Origin of the sequence: Streptomyces sp. BK79 (assembly GCF_044142145.1) — a bacterium.
Classification (GTDB): domain Bacteria; phylum Actinomycetota; class Actinomycetes; order Streptomycetales; family Streptomycetaceae; genus Streptomyces.
Genome location: NZ_JBHVOC010000024.1, coordinates 42833 through 58320 on the forward strand (window position 1 = coordinate 42833; position 15488 = coordinate 58320).

The 15488-nt window shown below is 72.7% G+C and carries 11 protein-coding genes; 7 read left to right on the forward strand and 4 right to left on the reverse strand.

What is annotated here, in order from left to right:
- Positions 1-145 precede the first annotated feature (145 nt).
- From ACFIF2_RS27475 to ACFIF2_RS27490, 4 genes are all read left to right on the forward strand, one after another.
- Positions 146-1615 (forward strand): amino acid permease, encoded by a 1470-nt coding sequence (locus tag ACFIF2_RS27475; protein ID WP_395575919.1) that lies wholly within the window; start codon positions 146-148, stop codon positions 1613-1615.
- A gap of 188 nt (positions 1616-1803) precedes the next feature.
- On the forward strand, positions 1804-3765 hold the full coding sequence (locus ACFIF2_RS27480; RefSeq protein WP_395575920.1) for a Xaa-Pro dipeptidyl-peptidase: 1962 nt from the start codon (positions 1804-1806) through the stop codon (positions 3763-3765).
- Positions 3762-5045, forward strand: a complete 1284-nt coding sequence (locus tag ACFIF2_RS27485) for a M14 family metallocarboxypeptidase (protein ID WP_395575921.1) — start codon at positions 3762-3764, stop codon at positions 5043-5045. Before ACFIF2_RS27480 ends, ACFIF2_RS27485 begins: the two co-directional genes overlap by 4 nt.
- A gap of 80 nt (positions 5046-5125) precedes the next feature.
- On the forward strand, positions 5126-6856 hold the full coding sequence (locus ACFIF2_RS27490) for a BCCT family transporter (RefSeq protein WP_395575922.1): 1731 nt from the start codon (positions 5126-5128) through the stop codon (positions 6854-6856).
- Between the two features lie 100 nt (positions 6857-6956).
- Here ACFIF2_RS27490 and ACFIF2_RS27495 read toward each other — a convergent pair whose 3' ends face one another.
- The gene (locus ACFIF2_RS27495; protein WP_395575923.1) at positions 6957-7910 is read right to left on the reverse strand and encodes an FAD-dependent oxidoreductase; all 954 of its coding nucleotides are present in this window, start codon (positions 7908-7910) and stop codon (positions 6957-6959) included.
- Positions 7911-7977: 67 nt separating this feature from the next.
- Between ACFIF2_RS27495 and ACFIF2_RS27500 the strand changes: the two genes are divergently transcribed.
- Together ACFIF2_RS27500 and ACFIF2_RS27505 are read left to right on the forward strand one after the other, a co-directional pair.
- On the forward strand, positions 7978-9009 hold the full coding sequence (locus tag ACFIF2_RS27500) for an oxidoreductase (protein ID WP_395575924.1): 1032 nt from the start codon (positions 7978-7980) through the stop codon (positions 9007-9009).
- Between the two features lie 35 nt (positions 9010-9044).
- On the forward strand, positions 9045-10688 hold the full coding sequence (locus ACFIF2_RS27505; protein WP_395575925.1) for an ABC-F family ATP-binding cassette domain-containing protein: 1644 nt from the start codon (positions 9045-9047) through the stop codon (positions 10686-10688).
- Positions 10689-10737: 49 nt separating this feature from the next.
- On the opposite strand, the gene ACFIF2_RS27510 is transcribed toward ACFIF2_RS27505, so the two are convergent.
- From ACFIF2_RS27510 to ACFIF2_RS27520, 3 genes are all read right to left on the reverse strand, one after another.
- Positions 10738-13122, reverse strand: coding sequence for a Tex family protein (locus tag ACFIF2_RS27510; RefSeq protein ID WP_395575926.1), 2385 nt, complete (start codon positions 13120-13122; stop codon positions 10738-10740).
- Positions 13123-13234: 112 nt separating this feature from the next.
- On the reverse strand, positions 13235-13366 hold the full coding sequence (locus ACFIF2_RS27515; protein ID WP_252100479.1) for an LPFR motif small protein: 132 nt from the start codon (positions 13364-13366) through the stop codon (positions 13235-13237).
- Positions 13367-13461: 95 nt separating this feature from the next.
- A complete protein-coding gene (locus tag ACFIF2_RS27520) occupies positions 13462-14331 on the reverse strand; it encodes a hypothetical protein (protein ID WP_395575927.1) in 870 nt (289 codons plus the stop codon).
- A 135-nt stretch (positions 14332-14466) separates the two neighbouring features.
- On the opposite strand from ACFIF2_RS27520, the gene ACFIF2_RS27525 reads away from it, so the two are divergent.
- Entirely contained in the window at positions 14467-15426 is a 960-nt protein-coding gene (locus ACFIF2_RS27525; RefSeq protein ID WP_395575928.1) for a GlxA family transcriptional regulator, read from the forward strand.
- Positions 15427-15488 lie beyond the last annotated feature (62 nt).

The following is a 15488-nucleotide window of genomic DNA, read 5'->3' on the forward strand; positions in this document are numbered from 1 at the left end:
TGTGTGACATGGGACACCGCGTACCTACGCAGCGTCGTGGGAAGGTGCTGCCTTGGTCTGTGCCGCGAAGGGTGGTGCGGACCTTGTCGCTGTACGGACGACCTGGGCGTATCCCGCCCGGGCGCACCAGAGATTGGTACCACCCGTGAGCAAGGACGCCGTCGAGACGGCACAGGTCGCCGCCCACCCCCAGGCGACCGCGACCATCCCCGCGGACGCGGGCGACGCCGGTTACAGCAAGGGCCTCAAGGCCCGCCACGTGAACATGATCGCCATCGGCGGCGCGATCGGCACCGGCCTCTTCCTCGGTGCCGGAGGGCGCCTGCGCGACGCGGGCCCGGCCCTCGCGATCGCCTACCTCGTGTGCGGCGTCTTCGCCTTCTTCGTGGTCAGGGCGCTCGGCGAGCTGGTGCTCTACCGGCCGTCCTCCGGGTCCTTCGTGTCGTACGCGCGCGAGTTCCTCGGCGAGAAGGGCGCCTACGTCGCCGGCTGGATGTACTTCCTGAACTGGTCGACGACCGGCATCGCCGACATCACCGCGATCGCGCTGTACACGCACTACTGGAGCATGTTCACGAGCATCCCCCAATGGGTGCTCGCCCTGATCGCCCTCGCGGTGGTCCTGGCCGTGAACCTCATCTCCGTGAAGATCTTCGGTGAGATGGAGTTCTGGTTCGCGATCATCAAGGTCGCCACCCTCGTCGGCTTCATGCTGATCGGCATCTTCCTGCTGGCCACCCAGCACGAGGTGGGCGGCCAGACCCCCGGCGTCGGCGTCATCACCGACAACGGCGGCGTCATCCCGCACGGCGTGATGCCGGTCGTCCTGGTGATGCAGGGCGTGATCTTCGCCTACGCCGCCCTGGAACTGGTCGGCGTCGCCGCCGGCGAGACCGCCGAGCCGGAGAAGGTCGTCCCGCGCGCGGTGAACTCGATCATGTGGCGCGTGGCCCTCTTCTACGTCGGCTCGGTCGTCCTGCTGGCCCTGCTGCTGCCCAGCTCGGTCTACTCCGGCGACGAGAGCCCCTTCGTCACCGTCCTGTCGAAGATCGGCGTCCCGGCCGCCGGCGACGTGATGAACCTCGTGGTCCTCACGGCCGCGATGTCGTCCCTGAACTCCGGTCTCTACTCGACCGGCCGCATCCTGCGCTCCATGGCGATGGCGGGCTCCGCGCCCAGGTTCACCAGCGTGATGAGCCGCAGCCAGGTCCCCTACGGCGGCATCCTGCTGACCTGCGGGATCTGCGTCCTCGGCGTCGGCCTGAACTACCTGATGCCGAGCCAGGCCTTCGAGATCGTGCTGAACGTCGCCTCCCTCGGCATCATCAGCACCTGGGTGATCATCATGATCTGCCACCTCGTCTTCGTACGCAGGGCCCGCGCCGGCCTCCTCACCCGGCCGCACTTCCGGCTGCCCGGCAGCCCGGTCACGGAGATCGCCACCATCGCCTTCCTGCTGGCCTGCCTCGGCATGATGTGGAACGACCACGAGGTCGGCCGCAAGACCCTGCTGCTCATCCCCGTGCTCGCGGTCATGCTGGTCGCCGGCTGGTTCGGCGTCCGCCGCCGGGTGGCCCGCAACGCCGAACAGGAGCTGGGCCGGCTGACCGGGTAACCGGGAAGCACCGGGACACGGCCACGGCCGGCGGTGGCCTCCACCGTGGCGTCATGCCGGAGATCAGGTACCTCCGGGGTGACGCCACCGTCCCGCCGGTCAAGGGCGCCAACGTGATCGCCGTGTCGCGCACGGCGAACTCGTATGGCCCTCTTCTGCGCGGGAGTTGACCGATGTACCGTCCGCGCATGCCGATACGCACGCGCTTCACGACCTGGAGACCGCTCGCGACGGCGGCCACGGCCGCCCTGATGGCAACACTCCTCACCCCCGTCGCGGCGGCCCACCCCGAGACCCCGCGACAGAGCCGGCCGGTCCACTCCTACGACGACGCCATCCGCGAGGCCGTCTGGGTGGACACCGGGTACGACGGGGACGGCGACGGCGAGGACGACCGCGTCGCCGTCGACGTCGTCCGCCCCCGGGAGCCCGCCGCACAGGGCCGCAAGGTCCCCGTCATCATGGACGCCAGCCCGTACTACTCCTGCTGCGGGCGCGGCAACGAGAGCCAGAAGAAGACGTACGACGCCGACGGGAACGTCGTCGGGATGCCGCTGTACTACGACAACTACTTCGTGCCGCGCGGCTACGCCTTCGTCGGCGTCGACCTGGCCGGCACCAACCGCTCCGACGGCTGCGTCGACGTCGGCGGACACTCCGACATCCAGTCCGCGAAGGCCGTCGTCGACTGGCTGAACGGCCGCGGGAAGGCGTACACCAGCCGCACCGGCGGCGAGCGCGCCAAGGCGACGTGGACCAACGGCAGGACCGGCATGATCGGCAAGAGCTGGGACGGCACCATCGCCAACGGCGTGGCCGCGACCGGCGTCGAGGGCCTGGAGACCATCGTCCCGATCGCCGCCATCTCCTCCTGGTACGACTACTACTTCAGCCAGGGCGCCCCGCTCTACGGCTCCGGCCCCGACTGGCTGTCCGACTACGTCAACAGCCCCGACGCCCGCACGAAGTGCGACGCGGTGCAACGCGAACTCGTCGACGGCGCCCCGCGCACCGGCGACCGGACGAGGCTGTGGACCGAGCGCGACTACGTGAAGGCCACGAGCAAGGTGAAGGCCAGCGTCTTCCTCGTCCACGGCATGCAGGACCTCAACGTCCGCATGCAGCACGTCGGCCCGTGGTGGAACGCCCTCGCGAAGAACGGCGTCGACCGCAAGATCTGGCTCTCCCAGACCGGTCACGTCGACCCGTTCGACTTCCGCCGCGCCGCCTGGGTGGACACCCTGCACCGCTGGTTCGACCACGAACTCCTCGGCTACGACAACGGCATCGACCGCGAGCCGATGGCCGACATCGAGCGCCGCCCCGACCAGTGGGAGACGTCGAGGACCTGGCCGCCGCGCGGCACGTCCCCCACGACCCTGCGCCCCGGCGACACCGAGCGGCCCGGCGTCGGCACCCTCGGCCTGCGCCGCGACCACGGCACCGAGACCTTCACCGACGACCCGGCGCTGAGCGAGACCGACTGGGCCGCGCACATCGACGAGCCCACCGACGAGAAGGCCGGCTTCGTCACCAGCCCGCTCACCCGCGACCTGCGCCTGTCCGGCTCCTCGGAGGTCACCGTCACCGCGCGCTCCAGCACCCCGACGGCCCACCTGTCCGCCGTACTCGTCGACCTGGGCCCCGCAACGATCCGCGACTACGCCGACCGCGGCGAGGGCATCACCACGCTCACCGACCGCACCTGCTGGGGCCCGAGCACCCCGGGCGACTCCTCCTGCTACAAGGAGACGGCGACGAAGACCACCGACGTGGACTACACCGTCGTCAGCCGCGGCTGGGCCGACCTCGGCAACCACGCGTCCCCGTGGCAGGGCCGCCCGCTCACCCCGGGCAAGGCGTACACCCTCACCCTGGACCTCGCGGCCACCGACCACGTCGTCCCGGCCGGGCACCGCCTCGCGCTGATCGTCGCGGGCACCGACAAGGACCTCATCGACCCGCCCGCCGACACGCCGACACTCACGCTGGACCTCTCCCGCACCTCGGCCCGCGTACCGTTCGTCGGCGGCACCGCCGCGTTCGCCAGGGCCACCGCCGGTACGGCGAGCGCCGCCCCCGCACCCACGCCCCTCGACGGCGTGACCGCGCCGCACACGACCCACCGCGTCCCGAAGGGAGGCCGATGAACCGCCTGCGCACCCTCACCGTGACCACCGCAGCCCTCGCCGCGTCCCTCCTCACCGTGCCGGCCCACGCCGCGGACGACACCCGCCGACCGCCCCGCACCGGCTTCGAGAAGAGCGACGGCGCCCGCTGGACCACCCAGCCCGAGGAACAGGAACTGCTGGCCGCCGCCGACCGGGCGAGTCGCGACGTCACCGTCGACCGCATCGGCACCACGAAACAGGACCGCCCCCTCCAGCTCGTCACGATCGGCAGGCCCTCCGCCCCGCACAAGGTGCTCCTCGTGTGCAGCCAGCACGGCGACGAGCCCTCCGGCCGCGAGGCCTGCCTGTCCACCGTCCGCGACCTGGCGTACGCCACGGACGCGGCCACCCGGCGCTTCCTGGACCGCACCACCGTCCTGGTCGTGCCCACCGCCAACCCGGACGGCCGGGCCGCCGACACCCGCGGCAACAGCGACGGCGTCGACGTCAACCGCGACCACCTCGCCCTGAAGACGGCCGAGGCCCGCGCCCTGGCCGCCGTCGTCCGCGACCGGCGCCCCGACGTCCTCTACGACCTGCACGAGTACGGCGCCACACCCCCGTACTACGACAAGGACCTCTTCGACCTCTGGCCCCGCAACCTCAACACCCACACCCGGGTCCACGAGGAGGCCCGCGCCCTGTCCGGCGACTACGTCCGCCCCGCCGCCGAGCGGGCCGGCCACTCGACCGGCACCTACGGCATCTGGACCGACCCCGTCACCGGCGACCCGGTCAAGCAGACCGCCGGCGACGGCCAGGAGCGCATCCTGCGGAACATGTCCGGCGTCAAACACGCGGTCGGCCTGCTCATCGAGAGCCGCGTCGACCCGCTCACCGACGCCGAACGGGAGGACGAGGCGCTGAACAACCGGCGCCGGGTGGACTCCCAGCTCGCCGCCCTGGACGGCCTGTTCCGCTTCGCCGACCGGCGCCGCGGCCCCGTCGAGGCGGCCACGGCCACCGCCCGGTGGTCCGGTCTGGCCGACACCGGTCCCGTGTACGTCGGCGGCGCGGACAACGACCCGGCCGGACCCGGCGAGGTGATCGAGGACCCGCCCTGCGGATACCGGCTGACCGCTGCCCAGTACACGGACCTGAGGGACGAACTGGCCCTGCACGGTGTACGGGCGCTTCCGGCCGGGGAGAAGGGCGCCTACGTACCGCTGCGCCAGCCACTGCGCGCCCTCGTGCCGCTGCTCCTGGACGAGCGTGCGACGTACCACGTGACGGTGGGTGAGCCCGACACCCGCTGCTGAAGAGGTGAGTTCTGCGTCGCACGTGGTAAGGGCGTAGCGGAGGACTATTTTCGGCCTCACCGACCTGAAAGGTGCCGTCTGTGACGCAGGACCGACCAAGCGACAAGGAACATCATGAACGGGGCACGCTGCCGGGTTCGGAAGCGGGACTGCCGGGACGGGAGCACAGGCCCCGGACCGACCGCGTCGTCTTCGGCGTCACGGCGGTCCTGACCCTCGCCTTCGTCCTGTGGGGCGCCATCGGCACCGACTCGCTGGAGGACGCCTCCGGCACGATGCTCAGCGGCCTGATGCACAACGGCGGCTGGGCGTTCGTGCTGGCGGCCTCCGGGTTCGTCGTCTTCGCCCTCTGGCTCGCGGCCAGCCGCTACGGCCGCATCCACCTCGGCGCCGAGGGCGAGGAACCCGAGTTCCGCACGGTGTCCTGGATCGCCATGATGTTCAGCGCGGGCATGGGCATCGGCCTGATGTTCTGGGGCGTGAGCGAGCCGCTGGCGCACTTCGACACCGCCCCGCCGGGCACCTCTCCCGCCGACACCGGCGACCGCATGTCGACCGCCATGGCCACCACCCTCTTCCACTGGACGCTCCACCCGTGGGCGATCTACGCGGTGGTCGGCCTCGGCATCGCCTACAGCACCTTCCGCAGGCGCCGCCGCCAGACCATCAGCGCCGTGTTCACCCCGCTCATCGGCGAGAAGCACGCAGGCGGTGTCAGCGGCCGGGTCATCGACATCCTGGCCATCATCGCGACGGTCTTCGGCTCCGCGGCCTCCCTCGGTCTCGGCGCCCTCCAGATCGGCTCCGGCGTGGAGAAGCTCGACTGGATGGACAAGGTCAGCACGGGACTGCTGGTCGGCATCATCGCGGTGCTGACCGTGGCGTTCGTGGCCTCCGCGATCTCCGGTGTGGAGAAGGGCATCCAGTGGCTGTCCAACACCAACATGGTGCTGGCCCTGCTCCTCGTCGTGTTCGTGTTCGCCGCCGGACCGACCATCCTCATCCTCGACCTGCTGCCGACCTCGGTCTTCGCCTACCTCGGCGACCTGCCCGAGATGGCCGGCCGTACCGAGATCAGCGGCGGCGAGGGCGTCGCGGACTGGCTGGGCAGCTGGACCGTCTTCTACTGGGCGTGGTGGATCTCCTGGACGCCGTTCGTCGGCATGTTCATCGCCCGCATCAGCCGGGGCCGAACCATCCGCCAGTTCATCGGCGGCGTCATCCTGGTCCCCAGCACGGTCAGTCTGGTCTGGTTCGCCATCTTCGGCGGCTCGGCGATGCGGCTCCAGGAGCAGAACCGGCTCGGCGACGAGACGACTCCCGAGGGCCGGCTCTTCGCCGTGCTCCAGGAGTACCCGATCGCCACCGTCACCAGCCTGCTGGTGATGATCCTCGTCGCGATCTTCTTCGTCTCGGGTGCCGACGCGGCGTCCATCGTGATGGGCACCCTCTCGCAGAAGGGCGCCCTCGAACCCAGCCGCTGGGTGGTGGTCTTCTGGGGCGTGGTGACCGGAGCGGTCGCCGCGATCATGCTGCTGGTCGGCAGCGGCGAGGGAGACGCGCTGACCGGTCTGCAGAACCTCACGATCCTCGCGGCGGCGCCCTTCGTGGTCGTGATGATCTTCATGTGCGTCGCCCTCATGCGCGACCTGCGCCGCGACCCCCTCATCGTGCGCGGTGAGATGGCGTCCGAAGCGGTCGAGATGGCCGTCATCGAGGGCCACAAGCAGTACGAGGGCGACTTCGAGATCCGCATCGGCCCGGGCACCGGCCCGGACGTGGAGGGCGACCCGATCGGCAGGCACCACTGACCGACGCCGGTACCGGCCGACGGCCGGGGAAGCGGAAGGGGCCGGCACGCACCCGCGTGCCGGCCCCTTCCGCGCCGGGCGCGCCGCGCCGGCACCGGGTTCAGCGGGTGGCGAGCGAGGCCGCCTCCCGGGCGCAGCCCCAGGCCACGGTGACACCCGCGCCGCCGTGCCCGTAGTTGTGCACCAGCAGCCGCCCGTCCGGCAGCGACGCGCGCTCCAGCCGCACCGCGTCCCGGGCCGGCCGCAGCCCCACCAAGTGACCGAGGACCCGCGCCCCGGCGATCTCGGGCCGCAGCGCCGCGCACCGCCGCACGATCGCCTCCGCCACCGCCGGGTCCGGCTCGGCCGACCAGGCGTCCTCCTCGGCCGTGCCGCCCAGGACCAGCCGGCCGGGCTGCGGGAAGAAGTACGCCATCTCCCCGGAGACCGGGTCGGTGGAGACCGTCCAGGTCCGGATCCCGGGGTTCTCCACGACGACCAACTGCCCGCGCACCGGACGCACCGACGCGTCCGGCACCAGCTCCCGGGCGCCCAGGCCCGTGCAGTTGACCACCACCGGGGCATCGACCTCGGCCAGACCGGCCACCGCACGCGTCTCGACCGCGCCGCCCGCCGCCAGCAACCGCGCCCGCAGCCACGCCAGATGGGCCGGCATGTCGATGAGCGGCAGCCGCGCCCACAGCCCGGCCCCGCCGTACTCGGCGGCCGTCGTCGCCCGCAGCCCAGGCAGCCGGGACGCCGCCCAGGCCGCCACCTCGTCCAGGCCGGTCTCGCCGAGCACCCCTTCGACCATGCGTACGCCGCTCTCCGCGGGCCGAGCCGCCAACTCCTCGTACACGTCCAGGGAGGACAGCGCCCACGCCCGCGCCCGCGCGACCGGTTCGATGCGGTACGGCCACCACAGCGCACCCGCGACCGCCGAGGTCGTCCGCCCGACGGGCTCCCGCGTCCACAGCCGCACCCGCCTGCCGCGCTCGGCGAGGACGACGGCCGTCGTCAGCCCCACCACCCCGCCGCCGACCACGACGACCTCGTCATCCAGTCCGGTAGTCACACTGGGGACGGTAACCGAACCGTCCCCGCCGTGCGCAGACCGGTCCCGCGGTGGGAATACTCCCCGCATGGCTGCCGAGTACGCGACCTTCGGTCTGGCACCGGCGATGCGGGCCGGGGGTGTCCTCGCCGACGGTGACTACCAGGTCCACCGCGACTTCATGGACTTCATCGTCGACGGACGACCCCTGCTGTTCCGCCTCAGTGACCTGGACGCCGTCTCCCCGCTCGCCGCCGACGTGCCGCCCGCGATCTTCGCCGCGCAGGTCCGGGGCCTGCTCCTGGAGACCGACGCGCCCCTGCCCGGCGGCCGTCACGTCATCTACGGCTGCCCGGAGTGCGAGGACCTGGCCTGCGGCGCGGTGACCGCCGTCATCCTGCGCGACGGCGACGACTTCGTCTGGCGGGACTTCGCCTGGCAGACCGGCGACCACGCCGACCTGGAGTTCAACGGCTACCACGGCATCGGCCCCTACCGCTTCCCCGGCGCCGAGTACCGCGCCGCCCTCGCCGCCCTGCTCGACGGCTCCGCGCGCACCGGCCGCCGGGTCCTGCTGATCGGCGCCCGCGTCGCCCTGCTCGCCAGGCTCGCCGCCGCGCTGCGCACCATCGGCATCGGCGCCGACATCACCGAGGACGCCGGGGACGTACCGGCCGACGAACTGCGGGCCTACGGCGCCGTCGTCTTCGGCCACGCGGTCCCCGAGGAGCGGCGCGCCGCCGTACGCCGTGCCTTCGCGGACGCCGGGGTGGAGGCGGCCCACGTCGACGGCCTCGCCCCGGTCGTCCCGCTGCTCGTCGCCCAGATCGAACACGCCCTGGACCGGCGCCCGGCGGGGCGGCGCCGGCTGACCGGCCTCACCGCGACCGGCGCCGCCGCCGGCGTCGAGGTCACCTCGCCGTGCCGGGTGCGGCTCACCGCGTACCGCGTCGACCGCCTGCGCCGCGTCCACACCCACGAGGTCTTCGACGGCGTACTCGACCCGGGCGGCCACCGCCTCGCCCTGGACCCGAGGACGGTGAAGGGCGAGTGCTTCCTGGTGGCGCGGACACCGGGAAGCGTGCTGGTGACGGCGGTCGGGCAGGGGGAACCGGACTGAGCCGACGGCGGACCGCCGCTAGGATCTACGGTCTGATGACTGCCACCCTCGTCGCCAAGAACCTCGCCGCCGGCCACGGCGACCGCTCCCTGTTCACCGGGCTCGACCTCGTCGTCGCCCCCGGCGACGTGATCGGACTCGTCGGAGCCAACGGCGCGGGCAAGTCCACCCTGCTGCGGATGCTCGCCGGCCTCACCGCCCCGGAACAGGGCGAGCTGCGCCTGTCCCCGCCCACCGCCACCGTCGGCCACCTCCCGCAGGAGCCCGAGCGCCGGCCCGGCGAGAGTGTCCGGGCGTTCCTGGCCCGCCGCACGGGCGTCACCGAGGCCCAGCGCACCATGGACGAGGCCACCCAGGCGCTGGTCGACGGCGCGCCCGGCGCCGACGACGCCTACGCGACCAGCCTGGAGCGCTGGCTGGCCCTCGGCGGCGCCGACCTCGACGAGCGCGCCGAGGAGACCGCCGACGCGCTCGGCCTGACCGTCGGCCTCGACCAGCCGATGACGTCCCTGTCCGGCGGCCAGGCCGCCCGCGCCGGCCTCGCCTCCCTCCTCCTGTCCCGCTACGACGTCTTCCTCCTCGACGAGCCGACCAACGACCTCGACCTGGACGGCCTGGAGCGCCTCGAACGCTTCGTGACCGGCCTGCGCGCCGGCACCGTCGTCGTCAGCCACGACCGCGAGTTCCTCACCCGCACCGTCACCAAGGTCCTCGAACTCGACCTGGCCCAGCAGCGGATCAACCTCTACGGCGGCGGCTACGAGGCCTACCTCGAGGAACGCGAGGTGGCCCGCCGGCACGCCCGGGACGAGTTCGAGGAGTACGCCGACAAGCGCGCCGCCCTCCAGGACCGGGCCCAGATGCAGCGCACCTGGATGGACAAGGGCGTCAAGAACGCCCGGCGCAAGGCGGGCAACGACAACGACAAGATCGGCCGCAAGTTCCGCAGCGAGGCCAGCGAGAAGCAGGCCGCCAAGGCCCGCCAGACCCAGCGCATGATCGAACGCCTGGACGTCGTCGAGGAACCCCGCAAGGAGTGGGACCTGCGCATGGAGATCGCCTCCGCGCCCCGCTCGGGAGCGGTCGTCGCCACCCTGCGCGACGCCGAGGTCCGCCGGGGCGGCTTCGTCCTCGGCCCGGTCTCCCTCCAGATCGACTGGGCGGACCGGGTGGCGGTGACGGGAGCCAACGGCGCCGGTAAGTCCACGCTGCTCGCCGCGCTCCTGGGCCGGGTCCCGCTCGACGCGGGCCACGCTGCGCTCGGCTCCGGGGTCCTGCTGGGCGAGGTCGACCAGGCCCGCGAGCTGTTCTACGGCCCCGAGTCCCTGCTCGACGCCTTCCGCACGGCGACCCCGGACACCGAACCGGCCGAGGTCCGCACCCTCCTGGCCAAGTTCGGCCTCAAGGCGGACCACGTCATGCGCCCTGCGTCGACCCTCTCACCGGGCGAGCGCACGCGGGCCGCGCTGGCCCTCCTCCAGGGCCGGGGCGTCAACCTCCTGGTCCTCGACGAGCCGACCAACCACCTCGACCTGCCGGCCATCGAACAGCTGGAATCGGCCCTGGACGCCTACGAGGGCACCCTCCTCCTGATCACCCACGACCGCCGCATGCTGAACGCGATCAGAGTGACCCGCCGCCTGGAGGTCACGGACGGCAAGGTCGTGGAACGCACGTAGCCGGGAGCCGCTACCCGTCGCAGCCGCCCCCGGCCACAGCGCCCCGCGCCTACGCCAAGCCCGCCCGCCGCAACGCGTCAGCCATCGCGTCGTTGGCCGGAGCGGGGGCCGACGACCGCCCCTTGCCACCACTGCCACCGGACCCCTGCCGCTGCTGCCGCTGCCGCTGCCGGGGCGGCTTCCCGCCCCGCTCCCGCTTCGGCGCGCCCTGAGCCCCTGACCCGCCCTGCGGCGCGGCCTCGTCGTCCAACCGCAACGTCAACGAGATCCGCTTGCGCGGAATGTCGACGTCCATCACCTTCACCTTCACGATGTCCCCGGGCTTCACCACGTCCCGCGGATCCTTCACGAACGTCTTCGACATCGCCGACACGTGCACCAGCCCGTCCTGGTGCACCCCGACGTCCACGAATGCCCCGAACGCCGCGACGTTCGTCACGACACCCTCCAGCACCATCCCGGACGCCAGGTCGGAGATCTTCTCCACGCCCTCCTTGAAGGTGGCCGTCTTGAAGGCCGGCCGCGGGTCGCGCCCCGGCTTCTCCAGCTCCCTCAGGATGTCGCTCACGGTCGGCAGACCGAACTTCTCGTCGACGAACTCGTCCGGCCTCAGCGACCGCAGCACGGACGTGTTGCCGATCAGGCCCGCCACCTCCTGCCCGGCGGTCTTCACCATCCTGCGCACCACGGGGTACGCCTCGGGGTGCACGCTGGACGCGTCCAGCGGGTCGCTGCCGCCCCGGATCCGCAGGAATCCCGCGCACTGCTCGTACGCCTTGGGGCCGAGCCGCGAGACCTTCTTCAGCTCGGTCCGGGACGTGAACGGCCCGTTCGCGTCCCGGTGCGAGACGATGTTCTCGGCGAGCCCGGAGGTGATGCCCGACACGCGGGCGAGCAGCGGTGCGGACGCCGTGTTGACGTCGACGCCCACGCCGTTCACACAGTCCTCGACGACCGCGTCCAGCGAGCGCGACAGCTTCACCTCGGACAGGTCGTGCTGGTACTGGCCGACACCGATCGACTTCGGGTCGATCTTCACCAGCTCGGCCAGCGGGTCCTGCAGCCGCCGGGCGATCGACACCGCACCGCGCAGCGAGACGTCCATGTCCGGCAGCTCCTGCGAGGCGAAGGCGGAGGCCGAGTACACGGAGGCGCCCGCCTCGGACACCATCACCTTGGTGAGCTTCAACTCCGGGTGCTTGGCGATCAGTTCACCGGCGAGCTTGTCGGTCTCGCGGGACGCCGTGCCGTTGCCGATCGCGATCAGCTCGACCGCGTGCTCCCGGGCCAGCCGCGCGAGCTTGGCGATCGCCTCGTCCCACCGGTTGGCCGGGACGTGCGGGTGGATCACGTCGGTGGCCACGACCTTGCCGGTCGCGTCGACGACGGCGACCTTCACGCCCGTACGGAAGCCGGGGTCCAGACCGAGCGTGGCGCGGGTGCCGGCGGGGGCGGCGAGCAGCAGGTCGCGGAGGTTGGCGGCGAAGACGTTCACCGCCTCGTCCTCGGCGGCCGTGCGCAGGCGCAGCCTGAGGTCGATGCCGAGGTGCACCAGGACGCGGGTGCGCCAGGCCCAGCGGACGGTGTCCGTGAGCCACTTGTCACCGGGCCGGCCGCGGTCGGCGATCCCGAACCGCGAGGCGATGATCCCCTCGTACGACGAGGGCCCGTCGGTGGCCTCCTCGGGCTCCAGGACCAGGTCGAGCACGTCCTCCTTCTCGCCGCGCAGCATCGCGAGGATCCGGTGCGAGGGCAGCTCGGTGAACGGCTCGGCGAAGTCGAAGTAGTCGGCGAACTTGGCGCCGGCCTCCTCCTTGCCCTCCTTGACCTTGGCGGCGAGCCGCCCACGCGTCCACATCCGCTCGCGCAGCTCACCGATCAGGTCGGCGTCCTCCGAGAACTTCTCCGTGAGGATCGACCGGGCCCCGTCCAGGGCCGCCTGCGGATCGGCCACGCCCTTGCCGGCGTCCACGAACGCGGCCGCCGCCGCGAGGGGGTCCACCGACGGGTCGGCGAGCAGCCCCTCGGCCAGCGGCTCCAGGCCCGCCTCGCGCGCGATCTGCGCCTTCGTGCGCCGCTTGGGCTTGAAGGGCAGGTAGATGTCCTCCAGGCGGGCCTTGGTCTCGGCCGCGCGGATGCGTGCTTCCAGCTCCTCGGTGAGCTTGCCCTGCTCGCGTACCGAGTCGAGGATCGCGGTGCGGCGCTCCTCCAGCTCCCGCAGATAGCGCAGCCGCTCCTCGAGCGTGCGCAACTGCGCGTCGTCGAGCATCTCGGTCGCTTCCTTGCGGTAGCGGGCGATGAAGGGCACCGTCGAGCCGCCGTCGAGCAGCTCCACCGCGGCCTTCACCTGCCGCTCCCGTACGCCGAGCTCCTCGGCGATCCTGCTCTCGATGGACCTCGCGTCGATGGACGCGCTGGACCCGGGTGTCGTCACGATCCCGTACCGCCTTCTCACTGAGGTTGCGCGGCAATTGTGGCAGGTGGTGCCGACAATCGGGGATCAGGGCGACACCCGGGCCCGTCGGGACCGTCGCATCGCGGCTCGGTCAGACGCGGCGGCTGCGGGTGGAGGACGAGGCTCCACCGAAGAGCCGGGCCACGGCCCGGAAGGGAAGCGTCACGACGGTGGCGACGGCGCCGCCGATCTGGCGCAGGACGTCTGCGATGGCACGGAACACGAAAAGCCCCTTTCCTCTCCCCGGCCCCTCCGGCCGGGGACTGTACGGGTACCTCCGCAACCGCTCGACATGCCTTCCGCGCCCGGCCGCTTCCCTCAGCGCCTGCCGAGCAGGTCCGCCGGGAAGGCCCCGGCCCCGAGCGCCGTGCGCGCGAAGGCCGTTCCCAGCTCCGTCAGCCGCGCCACGCCCTCGGCGCCCAGGTGCGCGTAGGGGGCCGCGTCCAGCCGGTCCGTCTCGCGCTCGACCTCGTCGCGCAGGGCCGCGCCCCGCTCGGTCAGCTCCCCGGCGTCGTCGATCAGCCCGCGTCCGCGCAGCCGGTCCGTGGCCGCGTCCCACTCCTGCCGGGTCCAGCCGCGGGTGGAGAAGACCCACTTCGGTGCCATGCCCCGGCCGGTCGCCGTGTGCGTCACCAGCGCCTCCAGCCCGTCGAGGTCCGCCGCCATCAGCGCCGCCAGATGGCCGTCGCCCCGGTGCTCGCGCAGCAGGGTCGCCGCGTGCCAGAACGCCAGGTGCGGCGCGTCCGGTACGGGCAGGTCGGCGTGGGCCGAGTACAGCGGGCGGGCACTGCGCGAGCACGCCTCGGCGGCGCGCAGCGCGAGAGCGGCCGCCTCCGACATCTCGGCGGACGTCAGCGCCTCATCGCCCAGCAGGCGGCGCAGCGTCGCGTCGACGGCCCGGGCGCGTGCCGCCAGGACCCGCTCCGGGGCGGCGGTCTCCCACACGGCGGGCACGTGCCGGGCCACGAGGTCGTGCTTGTAGTTGTAGAACGCCGCCGTCACCGCGCCGGCCCCGACCGGCCCCAGCGCGGCGGCGCGCACCGCGAAGTTGACGGCCCGGGGGTCGGTGACCCCGAGGGCGCCCAGTTCCCGGCCCAGGTCGGGCGAGAAGTAGTGCGTCGAGTGCAGCGAGTTGAGCGCGTTGTGGCAGCGGCGGCCGGCGCGGGCGTCGATGGCGGCAGTGGTCATGCCGCGCAGGTTACCAACCGCTCAGTACGTCCTCCAGGGGTCTTCCCGAGATGAGGCTCCGCGTGCGGGCCGCATGGCAGGAAAGGTGGGGTACTCGTCATTGCGGCCGCACGCGCCGGGGCGAAGAATCGGTACATGGCGCAGCGAACCGTCCTCGTCGTCCTGTTCGACGACGTCCAGAGTCTCGACGTCACCGGCCCCGTGGAGGTCTTCGCGGGCGCGGAGAAGCACGTGCCGGGGACGTACCGCATCCGCACGGCGTCACCGGACGGCGCCCCCGTGCGCACCTCCAGCGGCCTGACCGTCGTACCGGACCTGGCCCTCGCCGCGGCGCCCGCCCCGGACACCCTGATCGTCCCCGGCGGCCAGGGCACCCGGCATCCCGATCCGGCCCTGGTCGAGTGGCTGCGCGGACACGGACCGCGCGCCCGGCGGCTGGTCTCCGTCTGCACCGGGGCGGTCCTGCTCGCCCGCGCGGGCCTGCTGGACGGCCGCCGCGCCACCACCCACTGGGCCTACTGCGACCGGCTCGCCCGTGACCACCCGGCCGTGGACGTCGACCCCGACCCGATCTTCATCCGCGACGGACACGTCGCCACCTCCGCCGGCGTCACCTCCGGCATCGATCTCGCCCTCGCCCTGGTCGAGGAGGACCTGGACCGGGACACCGCCCTGTCGGTCGCCCGGCACCTGGTGGTGTTCCTGCGCCGGCCGGGGAACCAGGCGCAGTTCAGCGCGCAGCTCGCCGCCCAGACCGCGCGGCGCGAGCCCCTGCGCGAGGTCCAGCGGTGGATCACCGAGCACCCCGGCGCCGAGCTGGGCGTCGAGGCCCTCGCCGGCCGGGCCGGTCTCTCGCCCCGCCACTTCGCCCGCGCCTTCCGCGCGGAGACCGGCACGACACCCGGCCGGTACGTCGACCGGGTCCGCCTGGAACACGCCCGCCGGCTGCTGGAGGACACCGGTGACGGCGTCGAGGAGGTCTCCCGCGCCAGCGGCTACGGCACGCCGGAGGCCATGCGCCGCGCCTTCGTCAAGTCCCTCGGAACCTCACCGGCCGAGTACCGCCGCCGCTTCCGCCCCGCACCCGCCCGCTGACTCCACCGGGGCCACCGGGCTCACCGGGCCCACCGGGCCCACGCCACCTCACCTCACCCCGC

Bases quoted from the DNA above. Each gene is read 5' to 3' on its own strand.
- ACFIF2_RS27480 (WP_395575920.1), top strand. From the start codon at position 1,804: ATGCCGATACGCACGCGCTTCACGACCTGGAGACCGCTCGCGACGGCG.
- ACFIF2_RS27485 (WP_395575921.1), top strand. From the start codon at position 3,762: ATGAACCGCCTGCGCACCCTCACCGTGACCACCGCAGCCCTCGCCGCG.
- ACFIF2_RS27500 (WP_395575924.1), top strand. From the start codon at position 7,978: ATGGCTGCCGAGTACGCGACCTTCGGTCTGGCACCGGCGATGCGGGCC.
- ACFIF2_RS27505 (WP_395575925.1), top strand. From the start codon at position 9,045: ATGACTGCCACCCTCGTCGCCAAGAACCTCGCCGCCGGCCACGGCGAC.
- ACFIF2_RS27520 (WP_395575927.1), bottom strand. From the start codon at position 14,331: ATGACCACTGCCGCCATCGACGCCCGCGCCGGCCGCCGCTGCCACAAC.
- ACFIF2_RS27525 (WP_395575928.1), top strand. From the start codon at position 14,467: ATGGCGCAGCGAACCGTCCTCGTCGTCCTGTTCGACGACGTCCAGAGT.